Source organism: Clostridium sp. 16K-1-R1 (genome assembly GCF_023921145.1).
GTDB classification, from domain to species: Bacteria; Bacillota; Clostridia; order Clostridiales; family Clostridiaceae; genus Sarcina; species Sarcina perfringens.
The window spans coordinates 2813976-2831478 of the sequence record NZ_CP046515.1 but is presented as its reverse complement, the minus strand read 5'-3'; the positions used below and the strand labels follow the sequence as shown (position 1 = coordinate 2831478).

Genomic DNA, 17503 nt, shown 5'->3' with positions numbered 1-17503 from the left:
ATATGTTATACATGAAGAAGAAAAAAGGAGCTTCTCTTGCATATGTAATAGTAGTCTTGGCAATAATTGCAACAATAGGTACAGCTATAGTTTCACTTTCTTTAGCAAATTATAAAGCTATAATAGTTGATTCTAAAAAAACTCAAAATTTATATATGTCAGAATCAGGGTTAGATGAGGCTAAAGTGAAAATTAATAATTTGACTTCAAAGGCTGTAGAAGCGGGAAATAATGCTGTAACTAAAAGTAGTATTGAAAATTTAACTTCTGAAAATATAGAGAGTACTCAAAATGAGATTTTTAAAAAAGAATATAAAAAATATATACATAATAATTTAAAGAGTTTATTTAAAATTAAAGAAGGACATGTCTTGTTTAATACAAAAGGATTTAAATATGAAAAAGAAGATAATTATTATGATATAGAGTTAGTTTTTATAAATAATAATAAATTAGATTTAGATAATGGAATAAACCAGTTAAGTGATTTAGATAAGAACTTTATTTTTGTACTACCGAAAAATAAAAAAAGTGATAAGGAGATTCTAAGCCTAAGATTAAATTCAAAATTAAATGTTAAAGATGGAAATGAAATTAAAAACTATAAGGATGTATCATTAACTTTTGAGATAGAAGTGCCAGATTATAATGGAGCATATTATACAGAAAAGATACCAGTATATACTATATGGCAACAAGGTTTAGTGGTAGGTGAAAATCTTAATATTAATCAAAATAGCAATTTAAATATAAATGGAAGTGTTTATGTTTCAGCAAATTATAATTTTGAAGATAATAAGTCATATAAAAATGAAAGTCAAAATAAAAATGCAAGTGGAATAGTTATTTCTGGTGGTGATTTAAGTATAGATAACGGAACTTTAGTTAGTAAGCAAGACATAATTCTTAATGGAGAGAATGGAGAACTTAAAGTTTTATCTTCAGTGGGAGAAAGTAATAATGGAGTATATACACATAATCTTGGTATATATTCTTTTGAAGATCTTAATTCTAATAAAGTTTTTGGTAATAGTAAAAATTTAAAGGGAAATAAAATTGAAACTAAAGTTCCAGTTTATACTATGAATGATTTAATAATGAATGGATTAAACTCAACAATAAAACTTCAAGATGGTTTTTATGGAATAAATAGTAACTCTGGTGATAAAACTTTAACTGGAGAAAAACAAAATTCAAGTGCTATAATAATAAATTCAAAAGATTTAGGCAATGGATCAAGTTTAGATATTAAGAATAAAGCTGTAATAATGGGAAGTGCATATATAAATACTTTAGGTGAAAGTTACCAAACAGGGGAGTCTTTAGCTGTAAAGGGAAACTACATAGCTTATACATATGCGGTTAAAGGTAAAAATGTTGAGTTTAAATATTATAATCCGCTACAGTTAGTTGAGAGTATAAATGGAGATAGCAGTTTAGACGCTAAAGCTAAATACTTTAAGGAAGCTAGCAAGAGTTTTAATATAAAAAGTAGTGGAATAAAATTACCTAACGCTGATGATGTAAAAAGTGTTGGGGTAACTGTAGATGGTAATAATGATATAAAAGGAAACAACTTGGTTTTAGATGATATTAAAAAAATAAGAGAAAAATATGTAGATAATTATTTTAAAAAAGTAAATTCCATAAATACAGAAACAACAATTTCTAGAGAAAAGAAATATACAAATAAAATTACAAAGGATAATGATTTAATATATATTGATATAAATAATGGAGCTAATGTTCTAAAAAATATAGAGAATAGTCCGTTGAAAATAAAAGATAAATTAATAACAATAAATAAAAGTTGTAATGGAATTATTATAACAGATAAAGATATAAAAATAGATAGTAGTATAGATTTTAAGGGAACTATAATAACTACTGGGAATTTAGATGTTTTAAATAAGGATACGGCTAAAAAACAAAATATAAGTATAACTTATGATGAAGAATATTTAAAACAATTAATAGGAAGTAATTATGAATATTTTAAAGGCGTATTTACTGGAAATCCAGATTCTACATATTTATTAGTAAAATCAGAAAAAGATATAAATGATATAACTTTAGATTTAGTTAAAACAAGTAATTGGGAAGTAAACTAACTATTAAGAGAAAGATGGTGATTAAATGAAAAATTTAAAATTAAGAAAAAGAGGTCTTTCTCTTATAGAATTAGTTGTAGCACTATCATTAATAGCAATCATATTAATGATAGTCAGCCCATTCTTTATTTCAAATTATGTAACTTTAGATAAGACAAGCAATCAAATAGATTTTCAAAGGGAAGCAAAGTCTATAATGAATTATTTTACTGAATCATCTATGGAAGCTTCAAAAATTTCAAGTATTAAAATTGATAATAGTAAAGATAGTATTGATCTAACTAGAAATAGTACAACCGTTGGTCTAGGAAAAGGAGATAATATATCAATAACATTTGATAATGATGAATTAGATAATAATATAAAAACTACTTTTAGGTTAGAAAATGAAGTTTTATATTATAAAAAAGATAATAAAGAAGAGTTTCAGATAGGACAATTTGTAAAAGATATAGAATTTAATGCCTTACCTAGTGGAAAAAATTTCAATACAGCTAACTCAATAGAGGTAAAAATAGAATTTGATACTAAGAATGCTACTCCATATGAGGTTAGTAATATATTAACTTTTAGAAATAAAAAATAAAAGATGGGTTGGAGGTGAAATAGTTGATTAAGTTAGTTGATAATAGAAGAAATATTTTTGTTTTTATATTAATAATAGGGATAATAAGTTTAGTAAGCTTAAAGGTTTTAGCATATGAAATACCATACATGTCAATAAACACTGATACTACAAATTATATGATTAATAATGGAGAAGAGGTTAGTGTAACTTATGTAGTTCAGCCACAAGATTTAGATCCTAGTTATTTTGGATATAGTAATAGAAAACAACCTAATAGTAGAGAAGAACTCAATTATGCAACATTAGACTTAAATATTCCAGATGGAATACAGGTAAAAGATATAAAATTTAATCAAAATGGAATAATTCAAAATATTGATTTAAATTCAATGAATCTGCCTAGTATTCAGTATCAATCTGTAGGAAGTTGGAAGTGGAGTTGGGGTTGGTATTGGAGTGGGTATTTTAAAGCTAATTCATTTGAGATAACTATAAAATACGTTGGTAATAATTTAAGTAATAAGGCTGTTAAGGAGTACGTAATAGGGGGGAATATAAAAGTAGGTTGGGAAAGTGTTGGAGATTTACCCAATGTAAGATTAAGTGTTAATAAAAAGTTAAGTGTTAATATATCTGTAAGTGATTCAAGAGGAAACTTAGGGAAGCCATATAATACATTAGATGATGAAAAAAATGGACTTAATTATGAAGATTTAACTCAAGATAATACCTTAATAGGAAGAGGTTTAGTTAATTTTAAAGTTTTAGGAATAGCAAAGAATAAAAATAGTGATTATTATTTAAAATACAGATTTATAAAAAAAGGACAAGATGACAATACTAAATGGAAAAGTATACTATTAACTACAAATAGTATAAATGCAGATATAGATTATGATAATCCTAATAATTTAACATTTAGATCTTACGATGTTAACCATTTGCCTACATTAAGTGGTAATAGCCAATGGTCTGACCCTAATTTAGTATTTAAAAATCCATCAAGTAATATAAAATATTTACCTACAACTGTTGCTAGTAGTAAAAGTCAATATGGACATTTAACTAGTTATATTGATAGTGATGGGATAACACAATACAAATGGGTACCTAATATGACTTTTTATAATAATATGTATATTGGTGGAGAGTATAAAGAGGCAGCCAAATATTGGGGATACATAAAACCTAAAAAAACTGGGTGGTATATATTGGGTATACTATCTGATGATGGTGCTAAGGGAACTATTACAGCCGATGGAAAAGCATATGAATTTTCAAAGAATGGATTTTATCCTCATGGGGTACAGTATTTTTCAAATCGTGATGCAAATCCAATATATTTAAGTGAAGATGAATATTATCCTATATCATTAGAATATTTTAACTGGGGAGGGGGAGGTGCCTTCAAAGTAGGGTATAAATATAGTGAATATAGAGATTATGGATATAAATATGGAGAACCTGATTATATGGGGGAGGATGGATCTGCATTTACTTTCTATCCTTCAAAAAGTAAAGAACCAGGTGAAAATGCCGATGGAATATTTACTGGTGGAAAGGATGGAATACCATTTCCATCAGAAGAAGGTAGTTACTACATCGATTATAGAATAGTATCTATAGATAAGAATAATGATTCAAATCAAGAGGTGTTAAAGGAAGGTAAATATGGTTATTTTAATGTAGAGAATAGATTTATTACTAATATAAGTATAGAAAATGGAGAAAAATTAATCCAAGGGAAAAAATATGATTTAAAATATACATTAAAACCTAAGTCTATTGCGACTAAAGATATAAGTAATATTTCTAGTGACAAGTTACCAGATACTATAAGACTAACTGATATAAAAATAAATGGAATGTTACCTCCAGGAATTAAGTTCGTTTCAAAAAGCAATAGTAATTTAAATGAGAATTCAAATAGCTATTATATCATAGAAAAGTCTGGTGATGAGACACCAAATGGTACTAATTTTACAATTAAATTTAGTAATGATTTGGTTTATACTTTAGATAAAAGTGATATGATGTATAAAGCTGAAATTATAGAAATTCCAGTTAAAATACAAATTGGTAGAATTGGAGAATTTATTTTTAATGGAAGTGATAATAGAATTACCTATAAGTATTCGGGAAAGGATATGGCAACTATAACTCAATATTTTCCTACAATAAATATAAATGCTATAAGTAGTTCTAAAATAATTAAGATGGGAATTTTAGATTCAGCAGTTAAACCTAGTAATATTGGAAATGTTAATAGTATAAGTAATGTAGTAAATGGAATTCCAAGTAAAGTTGCATTAAGTGTAAAAATAAATTCATTAGGAACTATTATTAATGTTTCTTTAAATTCAAATTACTTAAGAACAGGAAATAGAGATATAACTGTAAGTAAATATAAGATAATAAATGGAAATGTTGACTTTGGAAAATCTGAAACTGCAGAATTTAGTTTAAACAATAATAATATATCCATAAAAGATAAAGATAAATTTAAATTAGAAGAAGGTACTGATTATTTAATTGTTATAAATATTACACCAGACATACCAAATGTGGAGCAATTAAAAGTAGTGGGTTCTATTGAAGGTGCAAGTGATATGGATAAGCATTATGCAATTCTTCAGCCAACAGAAATGCCAGATGTATTTTAATCTAAAAGAAAAATAAGACCACATGAATTAATTTGTGGTCTTATTTTTGTATTTATTAATAAATTTTAGAGCATAATATATTTAATTAAGACTTAAAAATAAGATTAATATAGAAATGCTTTAGTATTATTTAATAAAAAGTGAATATTTATTTATAATTAGGAAAATAAAGGGAATATTTTATTGAAAAGCTTTATTATTACAAATAATATGTAAGATATATATAATAAAATAAAAAATGTATGTATTAATATTAAAAGTACCACTAATAAGTATATACTATATTACATGAAAATAAATGAATTGTTTCTTGCAAATAATATATAATATGATGTTAAAAAATCAGTTATGAACTTTTGGAATTTATTTTATGCATTTTGTTGACAAGCTTTCTTTCATAGATTATAATAAATAAAAATTAAACAAAACGGAATATAAACAAACTCGTATAAGCTTTGAATAAGGCAAGGCGTTTCTACCGGAAACCTTAAATTTCCGTCTATGAGTGAATTTGATATACTATAGGTGTACTATAAGCATATTAACTTCACTTAGGAGTTATTATGCTTTTTTTGAAAATAAAATTTCATCTTTTGTGTATATTTGCAAGTTTGCTTTCAAAAAATAAGTAGAACTTTAAAAGGTAGAAATACGGAAAAACATTTAATTGTACGTAAATAACTTAAAGATAGTGTGTGGAGGCGATAGTATGGCAAGAATATTAAAAACAGCATATACATTTGATGATGTATTACTAGTACCAAACAAATCAGAGGTCCTACCTAATGAGGTTTCTTTAAAAACTCAATTAACTAAAAAAATTCAATTAAACATTCCATTAATGAGTGCAAGTATGGATACAGTTACTGAATCTAAAATGGCAATAGCTATGGCTAGAGAAGGTGGAATAGGAATAATCCATAAAAATATGACAATAGAAGATCAAGCAAGAGAAGTTGATAGAGTAAAAAGACAAGAAAATGGAGTAATAACAGATCCAATATTCTTATCAGAAGATCACACAGTAAGAGAAGCTTTAGATCTAATGGCTCAATACAGAATTTCAGGAGTTCCTGTAACAAGAGAAGGAAAACTAGTTGGAATCATAACAAACAGAGACATAGTATTTGAAACAAACTACGATAAAAAAGTTTCAGAAGTTATGACAAAAAGTCCATTAGTTACTGCGAAGGAAGGAACTACATTAACTGAAGCATTAGAAATATTAAAGCAACATAAAATAGAAAAGCTTCCTTTAGTTGATGATGAAAATAATCTAAAAGGACTTATAACTATAAAAGATATAGAAAAAGCTAAAGCTTTCCCAAATGCAGCTAAAGATGAAAAAGGAAGACTTTTATGTGGAGCTTCAATCGGTGTAACTAATGATATGATGGAAAGAGTAGATGCAGTAGTTAAAGCAAAGGTTGACGTTATTGTTTTAGATACAGCTCATGGTCATTCAAAAGGAGTTATTGAAGGAGTTAAGAGAATAAAAGCTAAATATCCTGAACTTCAAGTAATAGCTGGTAACATAGCTACACCAGAGGCTGTAAGAGATTTAGCAGAAGCAGGTGCAGATTGTGTTAAGGTAGGTATAGGACCTGGATCAATATGTACTACAAGAATAGTTGCAGGTGTTGGGGTTCCTCAATTAACAGCAGTTATGGATTGTGCTGAAGAAGGTAAAAAATTAGGAATACCAGTAATAGCTGACGGTGGATTAAAATATTCAGGAGATATAGTTAAGGCTTTAGCAGCTGGAGCTTGTGCAGCTATGATGGGATCAATCTTTGCAGGATGTGAAGAAGCACCAGGAGCTATAGAAATATATCAAGGTAGAAGCTATAAAGTTTACAGAGGAATGGGTTCACTTGGAGCAATGGCAAAAGGATCAAGTGATAGATATTTCCAAAATGGTACTAAGAAATTCGTTCCAGAAGGTGTAGAAGGAAGAATTGCTTACAAAGGACATTTAGCAGATACTATATATCAATTAATAGGTGGAATAAAATCAGGAATGGGTTACTTAGGAGCACCAACTTTAGAAAATTTATATGAAAATGCTAATTTTGTTGTTCAAACTTCAGCAGGATTTAGAGAAAGTCACCCTCATGATATCAACATAACTAAGGAAGCACCAAACTACAGTGTTAACCAATAATTAGATTAAAAGCTTCAGCAAAATGTTAAAATATATATTAAGTCTTAACATTTTGTTGAATATATTTTATACATAAACGGAAAATGAAATTGTGGAGGAAAGCAAATGAGAGATTTAGTTTTAGTTGTCGACTTTGGTGGGCAATATAATCAATTAATAGCTAGAAGAGTTAGAGAATGTGGAGTTTATTGTGAAATAATACCTTACACATACAGCATAGAAAAAATAAAAGAAAAGAATCCAAAAGGTATAATATTCACTGGTGGACCAAACTCAGTTTATGGAGAAAATACTCCTACATTAGATAAAGAAATATTCAACTTAAATGTTCCTGTATTAGGAATATGTTATGGAGATCAATTAATGGCACATCTTTTAGGTGGAAAAGTTGATACTGCTCCAGTAAGAGAATATGGAAAAACTAATGTAACTTTAGATAATTCATCAAAATTATTTGCTGGAATAGAAGCAGATGAAACTTGTTGGATGAGTCACACTGATTACATAGCAGAAGCACCAGAAGGATTCAAAATCATAGCTCATACAGATGTTTGTCCAGTAGCGGCTATGGAAAACGAAGAAAGAAGACTTTATGGAGTTCAATTCCATCCAGAAGTTGAGCACACTCCATTTGGTCAAAACATGATGAGAAATTTCCTTTACAATATATGTGGATTAGAAAATTCTTGGTCAATGGCTTCTTTCGCAGAAGAAAAAATAGCTGAAATCAAGAAAATAGTTGGAGATAAAAAATTAATATGTGCATTATCAGGTGGAGTTGATTCATCAGTTGCAGCAGTTATGGTTCACAAGGCTGTAGGTAAGCAATTAACTTGTATCTTTGTTGACCACGGTCTATTAAGAAAAGATGAGGGAGATCAAGTAGAAAAAATCTTCAAAGAAGGTTTTGATATGAACCTTATCAGAGTTAACGCTCAAGATAGATTCTTAGGTAAATTAAAAGGAGTTTCAGATCCAGAAACTAAGAGAAAGATAATCGGAGAAGAATTCATAAGAGTATTTGAAGAAGAAGCTGGAAAATTAGGAGATATTAAATTCTTAGTTCAAGGAACAATATATCCAGACGTTGTTGAAAGTGGAACAGATACTTCAGCAGTAATTAAGAGTCACCACAATGTTGGAGGACTTCCAGAAGATATGGAATTCTCATTAATAGAGCCATTAAGAGAATTATTCAAAGATGAAGTAAGAGCTGTAGGAGAAGAATTAGGAATTCCTCATCACTTAGTATGGAGACAGCCATTCCCAGGACCAGGATTAGCTATAAGAGTTCTAGGAGAAGTAACTGAAGATAAATTAGAAGTTGTTAGAGAAGCTGATGCTATATTTAGAGAAGAAATAGCTTTAGCAGGTCTTGAAAGTGAAATATGGCAATACTTCGCAGTATTACCTAATATTCAATCAGTTGGTGTTATGGGAGACGAAAGAACTTACTGCCACACTGTAGGATTAAGAGCAGTTACATCATCAGACGGAATGACTTCAAACTGGGCTCATATACCATATGAAGTTATAGATAAAGTATCAAGAAGAATTGTAAATGAAGTTAAGGGAGTTAACAGAATTGTTTACGATGTAACTTCAAAACCACCAGCAACTATCGAGTGGGAATAATATAAATAATTAATTCAGATAGGTATTAATCCTATCTGAATTTTAATATAATTTATCTGATTATAAATTATTAGGTCTAAATCAGATAAAATTTAAGTATCCAAACTAATCAAAAGATATATAAATTTTTATTACGGATAAATAGGCAGTCATTTTAGTATGATTGTCTATTTATCTTGTTAAATCAATAAAAATATATGCCTTTTTATTAGATTATAAAGGGGCTTTAATAATATTTTGTGGATAATTTAGAGTTTTAATTTTGGTGGATAATTTTATATTTATAAATTACTTATAATTTAAAATAAAAAAGTAGCTATGAAATTTCATAGCTACTTTTGTTTTATATAAATATTTTATTTCGCTGATTTCTTTTGTAAAGCTTGGAATAAAGCTATTACTCCAATTGCTACAATTATTAAAACTATAAATACTGAAAATCCTTGTGAATATCCAGCAAATCCTGATCTGTTTAGGAATGATGCCATTACAGGAGGTATTAAGAATCCACCTAAAGCACCTAATCCACCAATCCATCCTGAAGCTCCACCCATTGCCTCTGGAACTGCATTAGGAACTATTTTAAATACTGCTGCGTTTGCAACTCCCATACCAATAGCAAGTAAGATTATACCTATTATTGCTAAAGTCATAGTTGAAGCAAAAGTCATACAAATTGCACCTATAAGTGCTATTACTAGAGAAACTATAGTAGTTATTTCACCACCATTTTTATCAGCAACTTTTCCACCATATATTCTAGTTAATGAAGTTAATATAGAATATAAAGCTGTTAAAAGACCTGCAACTTTCATGTTTAATCCGAAATAAGTCATCCAGTAGTTAGGGAACCAACCTGTTAATGCTAAGAATCCACCGAAAGTTGTGAAATATATAAATACTAAAGCCCAAGTTTTCCATGATTTAGCTGATATTAAAAGTGTTTCACTTGCTTTTCCTTTAGGGAATAACTCTTGACCGTACTCTTTTGATGCTATTTCCTTAGCTTCATCTTTATTTATTCCTTTGTCAACAAGTTGGAAGTACCAAGCGTTTTGACCTATTTTTATGTAAATTACAGTACCAACTATTAAGAATATTAACCAAGCTAAGTAAGAACCAGGTAATCCTAATAGAGGAAGTGCTAAGTTTGGAATTAATAATGCAAATATTCCAGGTGCTAAGTTACCAACACCACCATATATTCCTAAAGCTACACCTTGTTTGCTTTTTGGGAACCAATATGATGCTTGGCTGACACCAACAGAGAATGTTGCTATACCACATCCAGATAATAGTCCAAGTGCAAATAATAAATAATAATATTGATTTAAGTTATCGCTAAAGAAAGCTAATACTACGTATAAACCACCCATACCTATTATTGATAAAAGTAGTAAAACTATAAGTGGCTTTCTCCCACCAGTTGTGTCAACCCATGCTGAAAAAGGTATTCTAAGTAAAGAACCTGATAAGTTAGGGGCTGCAATAAGTAATGCTAATAACACTGGATTAAGGTTTACGAAAGCTTCTTTAAATACTGCAGAAGTTGGTCCATAAAGAGAAACTGCTGCAAAACCTATGAAGAAACCTAATGTAGCTCCTATTAATCCACGATTTGGATTACCTTTAAGATTTAAGTTTTTCATCTCATTCACTCCGTTTTTTCTTTGATTGTTAATTTTTTAACTCTGAAATTTATAATTATCTAATAAATACTTTGAAAGTATATCATCAAATAAAAGAATAAACTGTAACTTTTATCACGAAAATAAAAATAATTTTATAGTAACAAATTACTAGAATTTCATATTATATATATTATTATCTTTAAAATTAATAATTTAATACATATTAGGCATATATTTAAAATAACTTATTATTTAGACCTAAGATTCATTAATTGTAATTAATAATCTTTTTGAGAAAATATTTATAATGAAAAAATAATTTTACAATATTGCAAAAATATTGGAAATAATTTAAAATACAAATAATATAATTTTAAAAGACGTGTGTTTTTCTATGATATACACTTGAGTTTTTGATAAAGTAATTATATATTAATGTTTATTTTAATAATTTATTAATTTAAGTATGTGCTTAAAAATAAATTACAAACTATATAAGTGTTCACATGAAAATGAAGAAAAATACCTAATAAAATTTTATTTTAAAAATCACATTAAATGTATGTTATTGTAACAATATTTTTTATATGGGGCATTTAAATTTTGTTACATAACAGCAATAAATATATTAAAAGGGGGCAGATTAAATGAAAAAAAGAAAATTAGTTGCATTATTAACGGCAGGGTTAGCAGCTTCAATGTTATTTGTAGCATGTGGAGGAGGAGCTAACAATACAGCTCAAGGAAATGGTAATGGTTCAGAATCAGGAGGAACTACTAAGGATTTATCAAAGCCAGAGAGAATAGAGGCATCAAATCCTAGTGCACTTCCAGATGCTGCAAAAAATAGAACTGATACTTTAATAGTAGGAACTACAGATCCAAAGGGTGAATTTGTTCCAATATATTCTTCTACTCTTTATGATTCATGGGTTAACAAGTTAGTATTTGATGGATTGATTACTAATAATGAAAAGGGAGAACCAATTCCAAATGTAGCAGAAAGTTATGAAGTTTCTGAAGATGGAAAAACTTATACATTTAAATTAAATAAGGGTATTAAATTTACTAATGGTCAAGAATTAACAGCAAAGGATGTAGCATTTACATTTACTTCTATTTGTGATCCAGGATATGATGGACCAAGAATGGATGCTGTAAATAATTTAGTTGGATATGAAGAGTACAATAAGGGCGATGCTAGTAGTGTTGAAGGTATAAAGGTTATTGATGATTATACAATATCATTCACTAACAAGAATACTGATGCAGCTGGTATATGGAATTTTGAATATGGAATTATGCCTGAAAGTGTTTATAAATTTGAAAAAGGAAACTTCCAAGCTGTTAAGGATAAATTATTAGAGCCAGTAGGTTCAGGTGCTTATAAATTTGTTCACTTTAAACCAGGACAAGAAGTTAAGTTTGAAAAAAATGCTGATTACTGGAAAGGGGAGCCGAAGATTCCTTATATAGTAATGAAAGTTACAAATGCACAGACATTATTACAAGAATTAATGGCTGGAACAGTTGATATAGATAGAGTTGGTGCTAAACCAGAAAATATAGATCCATTAAAACAAGCTGGATTCTTAAATTTAGATTTATATATGCAAAATGGTTATGGATATATAGGGCTTAACTATGGAAGTGATAAGGTTAAAGACCCTAAAGTAAGACAAGCGTTACTTTATGGATTAAATAGAGATGGATTCATGCAATCTTACTACCAAGGATATGGTCAAGTTTATAATTCACATATTCTTCCTACTTCATGGGCATATAACCCAGATGTTCCTAAGTATGAATACAATCCAGAAAAAGCTAAAGAATTACTTGATGAAGCTGGTTGGAAAGATACAAATGGAAATGGAGTTAGAGATAAGGATGGAGTTGAATTAGAACTTCAATGGTTAACTTATACTGGTTCTAAATATGTTGATGCTTTAATCCCAATAGTTCAACAATCTTGGGAACAAATAGGTGTTAAAGTTACTCCAGAACTTATGGAATTTGGAACAATGATGGATAAAGTTAATAACAGAGAATATGATATATTCAATGGTGCTTGGAACCTTTCAATAGATCCAGATCCATCAGGAATATTTGCAATTTCTCAAGATGTACCAGGCGGATTTAATAATATTGGATGGAGAAATGAAGAAGCAGATAAGTTATTAAAAGAAGGTAAAGGAACAACAAATCAAGAGGAAAGAAAGAAAGCTTATGCTGAATGGCAATTAAAATTCTCTGAAGATGTACCTTATATTCTTCTTGGAAATGCACAAGAAATGTTTGCATCAAATTCAAGAGTTAAAGGATATAACCCTTCAACTTATATAGATTGGACTCACGATGTTTATAAACTTGAATTAGATAACAATAAATAAAATTTAAAATAAATTAAGAAATTAGCCTGGACAAAAAATCCAGGCTAATTTTGAAAAATGGGGGGAACAGCAATATGCTACAGTATATCACTAGAAGAATACTATTAATAATACCGACTATTGTTGGTGTATCATTAGTACTTTTCTTCATATTTGCTATGGCTCCAGGAGATGCTATTACAGCAAATATGGATCCAAATATGAGTGTAGAAACAAAACAAGCAATAAGAGAAAAATATCATTTAGATGAGCCAAAAACAACACAGTACATGTATTGGTTAAAAGGCGTTGTAACAGAAGGGTCTTTAGGAGAATCTTTTTACTATAAAAGACCAGTTTCAGAAGTAATGAAAGACTTTATACCAAATTCCTTTATTTTAGGAGCGGCATCACTAATTTTGGGGCTTATAATTGCGGTGCCAATAGGTATAGTTTCAGCAACAAAGCAATATTCATTTTTTGATAAATTTTTTACGGTATTTGCCCTTATGGGAATATCAATGCCATCATTTTTCTTTGGACTTATATTAATTAAATATTTAGGAGTTCAACTTAATTTATTTCCAATATCGGGTATGACTACTCCAGGAAGTGCATATACAGGAATGCAATATGTTCTAGATGTATTAAAACATATGATTTTACCACTTATAGTTTTAACTCTTGGAAGTGTAGGTGGATGGATGAGATACACAAGATCAAGTATGCTTGAGGTAGTTAGACAAGATTATATAAGAACTGCTAGGGCAAAAGGATTAAAAGAGAAGGTAGTTATATATAAACATGCTTTAAGAAATGCACTTATACCAGTTGTAACACTATTAGGAATGTCAATTCCAGGATTATTCTCAGGTGCTACATTAACAGAAAAAATATTTAACTGGCCAGGAATAGGTCCAGTACAGTTAAGTGCAGTTAATAACAGAGATTACTATCTACTTATGGGTATAAACCTTACTTTGGCTATATTAGTTTTAATAGGAAACTTACTTGCTGATATTATATATGCATTAGTAGATCCAAGAATAAGGCTTAAGTAGGAGGTGCTTTTTATATGCAAACAGAATTAAATAAAGAAGTTAAAGTGAAAAAAGAGAAAATAGAAAGCCCTTGGACTGTAGCTTTTAAAAGATTGAAAAAAAATAAGTTAGCTTTAGGTGGCTTATTTATATTGTTGGTATTAGTTTTAATTTCAATATTAGGACCAATGTTATATCCACATGATCATTTAACCATAGATTTAGTAAGAACTAATCAACCACCATCAGCACAGCATTGGCTAGGAACTGATGAATCTGGAAGAGATGTTTTAGCTAGACTTATGTACGGGGGAAGATATTCACTTTCAATAGGTATAGTTGCGGTAGGAATTTCTATAATTATAGGAACAACTTTGGGGATATTAGCAGGATATTATGGAGGATTTATAGATAGTTTAATTATGAGAATTGTTGACGTATTTATGTGTTTTCCATTCTTATCATTATTAATAATGGTATCTGCTATAATGTCAGATTTAAAAATACCACCAGAGTATAGAATTTTTGTAGTTATGTTTATTATAGGGGCACTGAGTTGGACTGGTACCTGTCGTATGGTTAGAGGTATGGTCTTATCTTTAAGAGAACAAGAATTTATGCAAGCGGCAGAAGCTTTAGGTCTATCAGATGCTAGAAAAATGTTTTTACACTTATTACCTAATACATTAGCAGTTATTATAGTTTCAGCTACATTGGGAATTGGTGGAGCTATATTAACAGAATCATCTTTAAGTTTCTTAGGTCTTGGAGTTACACCTCCTACACCAACTTGGGGGAATATGATACAAACAGCTCAAGATTACTATACATTAACAAATAGATGGTGGTTATGGATACCTCCAGGAGTATGTATATTCTTAACTGTTATATCTATAAATATTTTTGGAGATGGATTAAGAGATGCTCTAGATCCTAAGCTAAAGGTCTAAGGGGGCGAGTGTAATGGGAAAAACATTAGTAGAATTTAAAAATCTTGAAACTCACTTTCATACAGGTGAGGGAATTGTTAAAGCAGTAAATAACGTTAGTTTTAAAATAAAAGAAGGGGAGACAGTTTGTGTAGTTGGAGAATCTGGATGCGGAAAATCTGTTACTGCCATGTCTCTTATGAGATTAATACCAAGTCCTCCTGGAAAAATAGTTGGAGGAGAAATTCTTTTTGAGGGAAAAGATGTTTTAAAGTTCACAGAACAAGAACTTATGGATATGAGAGGAAATGATATATCAGTTATCTTCCAAGAACCTATGACATCATTAAACCCAGTATTTAAAATAGGAGATCAAATTTGTGAAGCAATAATTCTTCATCAGCATTTATCAAAAGAAGAAGCTGAAAAGAAAGCTATAGAAGTTTTAAAAATAATTGGTATAGCTAGAGCAGAAGAAATAATGAAATCTTATCCTCACGAATTATCAGGAGGAATGAGACAAAGAATTATGATTGCTATGGCAGTTTGTTGTAATCCTAAGCTTTTAATAGCTGACGAGCCTACAACTGCCCTTGATGTTACAATTCAAGCACAAATTCTAGATCTTATGAGAGATATTAAAGAGAAATTAAATACATCAATATTATTAATAACACATGACTTAGGAGTAGTTGCTGAAATGGCTGACTATGTTGTTGTAATGTATGCTGGTAAGGTTATTGAGGAAGCTCCAGTTTTAGAGCTTTTTAAAAATCCTCTTCATCCATATACACAAGGTTTACTTAAATCTAAGCCATCAGTTAATGGAAATGAAACTAGACTTTATTCAATACCAGGACAAGTTCCTAATCCGGTAGGTATGCCAGATAATTGTTACTTCAATGAGAGATGTGATAGATGTATGGAAAAATGTAAGGATGTTCAACCTACTCTTGTTGATGTAGGAAATAGACATAAAGTTTCATGCTGGTTATATAAGGAGGGAAAGTAGATGGCAGATAATACAGTTTTAAAAGTTGAAAATTTGAAAAAATACTTTCCGATTAAAGCAGGAGTTTTTTCTAAGACAGTTGGAAATGTAAAAGCTGTTGATGGAGTAAGTTTTACTATAGATAAGGGTGAGACTTTAGGATTAGTTGGAGAATCAGGTTGTGGAAAATCAACAACAGGAAGAGCAATTTTAAGATTATTTGAAAAAACAGATGGAAATGTATATTTTGAAGGAAAAGATATTTTTGCTCTTAAAAAGAAAGAACTTAGAGATTTAAGACCAAAAATGCAAATGATATTCCAAGATCCATATTCATCATTAAATCCTAGATTATCAGTAGATTCTTTAGTAGGAGAGGCTCTTTTAAGTCATAAGTTATGTAGTAAAGATGAATTGCCTGAAAGAGTAGCTAAAACTATAGAAAGATGTGGACTTGCTAGATATCATATGAAAAGATATCCACATGAATTCTCAGGTGGACAAAGACAAAGAATAGGTATAGCAAGAGCCTTAATTTTAAATCCAAGTTTTATAGTTGCAGATGAACCTGTTTCAGCACTAGATGTTTCTATACAATCACAGATTGTAAACTTAATGATGGATTTACAAGAAGAAATGGGATTTTCATATCTTTTCATATCTCATGATTTAAGTATAGTAAAGCATATTTGTCATAAAATAGGTGTAATGTACTTAGGTAGCTTAGTTGAATTAGCTCCTAAAAATGAACTTTATGATAATCCATTGCATCCATATACAAAGGCATTATTATCAGCAGTTCCAATACCAGACCCTACAATTAAGAGGGAGAGAATAATATTAAAGGGTGATATTCCTTCACCAGCTAATCCACCAAGTGGATGTAAGTTCCATACTAGATGTCCATATGCTATGGATAAATGTAAGAAGGAAGCGCCAGAATATAAGTGTGTTGGAAAAGATCACTTTGTTGCATGTCACTTAGTTTAATTAAAATTGGGTTTTATTTATTAAAATGTAAAAATTGAATTAAAAAATTAAATTTTATGTAGTGTAGGGGATTAAATTCTCCTACACTATAACTATATATAATAAAATTTCATTAAATATATAAAAAGTTCTATATTGTATTGTAATCCATAAATAATAAATGATAAAATATTAACGTGTGGTAAACAGGGGGAATTAAGTTTGTTTTGGTTTAAAGATGAAATAACTAGAAGAAAAGAAAAAGAAGAATATGAGAAATTAATGGAAGAAGTTAAAAATAAAGAAAAGCCAACTTTTAAGGATTTGGTTGCTATAATGTTAGCGCAATACGCAATAATACTTCCAATGGTTTTTGGAGGCTTAATTATTTTTGCGATTATATTATATATATTAATGGCGTGGTTAAAATAAA

At 29.2% G+C, this 17503-nt stretch carries 12 protein-coding genes and 1 riboswitch; of the genes, 11 read left to right on the top strand and 1 reads right to left on the bottom strand.

Annotated elements, in window-relative coordinates:
• The first annotated feature begins 2 nt into the window (after nt 1–2).
• From GOM42_RS12630 to guaA, 5 genes are all read left to right on the top strand, one after another.
• A complete protein-coding gene (locus GOM42_RS12630) occupies nt 3–2111 on the top strand; it encodes a type II secretion system protein (protein ID WP_110035049.1) in 2109 nt (702 codons plus the stop codon).
• Between the two features lie 25 nt (nt 2112–2136).
• Nucleotides 2137–2697, top strand: a complete 561-nt coding sequence (locus GOM42_RS12625) for a prepilin-type N-terminal cleavage/methylation domain-containing protein (RefSeq protein WP_011591096.1) — start codon at nt 2137–2139, stop codon at nt 2695–2697.
• A gap of 23 nt (nt 2698–2720) precedes the next feature.
• The gene (locus GOM42_RS12620; RefSeq protein WP_110035048.1) at nt 2721–5342 is read left to right on the top strand and encodes a hypothetical protein; all 2622 of its coding nucleotides are present in this window, start codon (nt 2721–2723) and stop codon (nt 5340–5342) included.
• A 424-nt stretch (nt 5343–5766) separates the two neighbouring features.
• A riboswitch (purine riboswitch) is annotated at nt 5767–5864 on the top strand.
• Nucleotides 5865–6051: 187 nt separating this feature from the next.
• Nucleotides 6052–7506: an IMP dehydrogenase gene (gene guaB / locus GOM42_RS12615; protein WP_003454518.1), complete on the top strand. Its 1455-nt coding sequence runs from the start codon at nt 6052–6054 to the stop codon at nt 7504–7506.
• Nucleotides 7507–7611: 105 nt separating this feature from the next.
• Entirely contained in the window at nt 7612–9141 is a 1530-nt protein-coding gene (gene guaA, locus GOM42_RS12610) for a glutamine-hydrolyzing GMP synthase (RefSeq protein ID WP_003460104.1), read from the top strand.
• Nucleotides 9142–9497: 356 nt separating this feature from the next.
• Here the strand turns inward: guaA and GOM42_RS12605 are convergent, their stop codons facing one another.
• Entirely contained in the window at nt 9498–10790 is a 1293-nt protein-coding gene (locus tag GOM42_RS12605) for an MFS transporter (RefSeq protein WP_110035047.1), read from the bottom strand.
• Nucleotides 10791–11419: 629 nt separating this feature from the next.
• Between GOM42_RS12605 and GOM42_RS12600 the strand changes: the two genes are divergently transcribed.
• The 6 genes from GOM42_RS12600 (at nt 11420) to GOM42_RS12575 (ending at nt 17502) form a co-directional block, all read left to right on the top strand.
• Nucleotides 11420–13162 carry an ABC transporter substrate-binding protein gene (locus tag GOM42_RS12600; protein ID WP_049039196.1) on the top strand — a complete coding sequence of 581 codons (1743 nt, stop codon included), beginning with the start codon at nt 11420–11422 and terminating at the stop codon, nt 13160–13162.
• A 74-nt stretch (nt 13163–13236) separates the two neighbouring features.
• Complete coding sequence (locus GOM42_RS12595; protein WP_003454494.1) at nt 13237–14202, top strand: ABC transporter permease; 966 nt, start codon at nt 13237–13239, stop codon at nt 14200–14202.
• Nucleotides 14203–14216: 14 nt separating this feature from the next.
• The gene (gene opp4C, locus GOM42_RS12590) at nt 14217–15131 is read left to right on the top strand and encodes an oligopeptide ABC transporter permease (protein ID WP_003454342.1); all 915 of its coding nucleotides are present in this window, start codon (nt 14217–14219) and stop codon (nt 15129–15131) included.
• A gap of 13 nt (nt 15132–15144) precedes the next feature.
• Complete coding sequence (locus tag GOM42_RS12585) at nt 15145–16122, top strand: ABC transporter ATP-binding protein (RefSeq protein ID WP_003454477.1); 978 nt, start codon at nt 15145–15147, stop codon at nt 16120–16122.
• Entirely contained in the window at nt 16123–17091 is a 969-nt protein-coding gene (locus GOM42_RS12580) for a dipeptide ABC transporter ATP-binding protein (RefSeq protein ID WP_003454313.1), read from the top strand.
• 201 nt (nt 17092–17292) lie between these two features.
• Nucleotides 17293–17502 (top strand): hypothetical protein, encoded by a 210-nt coding sequence (locus GOM42_RS12575; RefSeq protein ID WP_003454512.1) that lies wholly within the window; start codon nt 17293–17295, stop codon nt 17500–17502.
• Nucleotide 17503 lies beyond the last annotated feature (1 nt).

Excerpts from the sequence above, each read along its gene's own strand:
- GOM42_RS12630 (WP_110035049.1), top strand. The coding sequence starts at position 3 with ATGTTATACATGAAGAAGAAAAAAGGAGCTTCTCTTGCATATGTAATA.
- GOM42_RS12625 (WP_011591096.1), top strand. The coding sequence starts at position 2,137 with ATGAAAAATTTAAAATTAAGAAAAAGAGGTCTTTCTCTTATAGAATTA.
- guaB (WP_003454518.1), top strand. The coding sequence starts at position 6,052 with ATGGCAAGAATATTAAAAACAGCATATACATTTGATGATGTATTACTA.
- guaA (WP_003460104.1), top strand. The coding sequence starts at position 7,612 with ATGAGAGATTTAGTTTTAGTTGTCGACTTTGGTGGGCAATATAATCAA.
- GOM42_RS12605 (WP_110035047.1), bottom strand. The coding sequence starts at position 10,790 with ATGAAAAACTTAAATCTTAAAGGTAATCCAAATCGTGGATTAATAGGA.
- GOM42_RS12600 (WP_049039196.1), top strand. The coding sequence starts at position 11,420 with ATGAAAAAAAGAAAATTAGTTGCATTATTAACGGCAGGGTTAGCAGCT.
- GOM42_RS12595 (WP_003454494.1), top strand. The coding sequence starts at position 13,237 with ATGCTACAGTATATCACTAGAAGAATACTATTAATAATACCGACTATT.
- opp4C (WP_003454342.1), top strand. The coding sequence starts at position 14,217 with ATGCAAACAGAATTAAATAAAGAAGTTAAAGTGAAAAAAGAGAAAATA.
- GOM42_RS12585 (WP_003454477.1), top strand. The coding sequence starts at position 15,145 with ATGGGAAAAACATTAGTAGAATTTAAAAATCTTGAAACTCACTTTCAT.
- GOM42_RS12580 (WP_003454313.1), top strand. The coding sequence starts at position 16,123 with ATGGCAGATAATACAGTTTTAAAAGTTGAAAATTTGAAAAAATACTTT.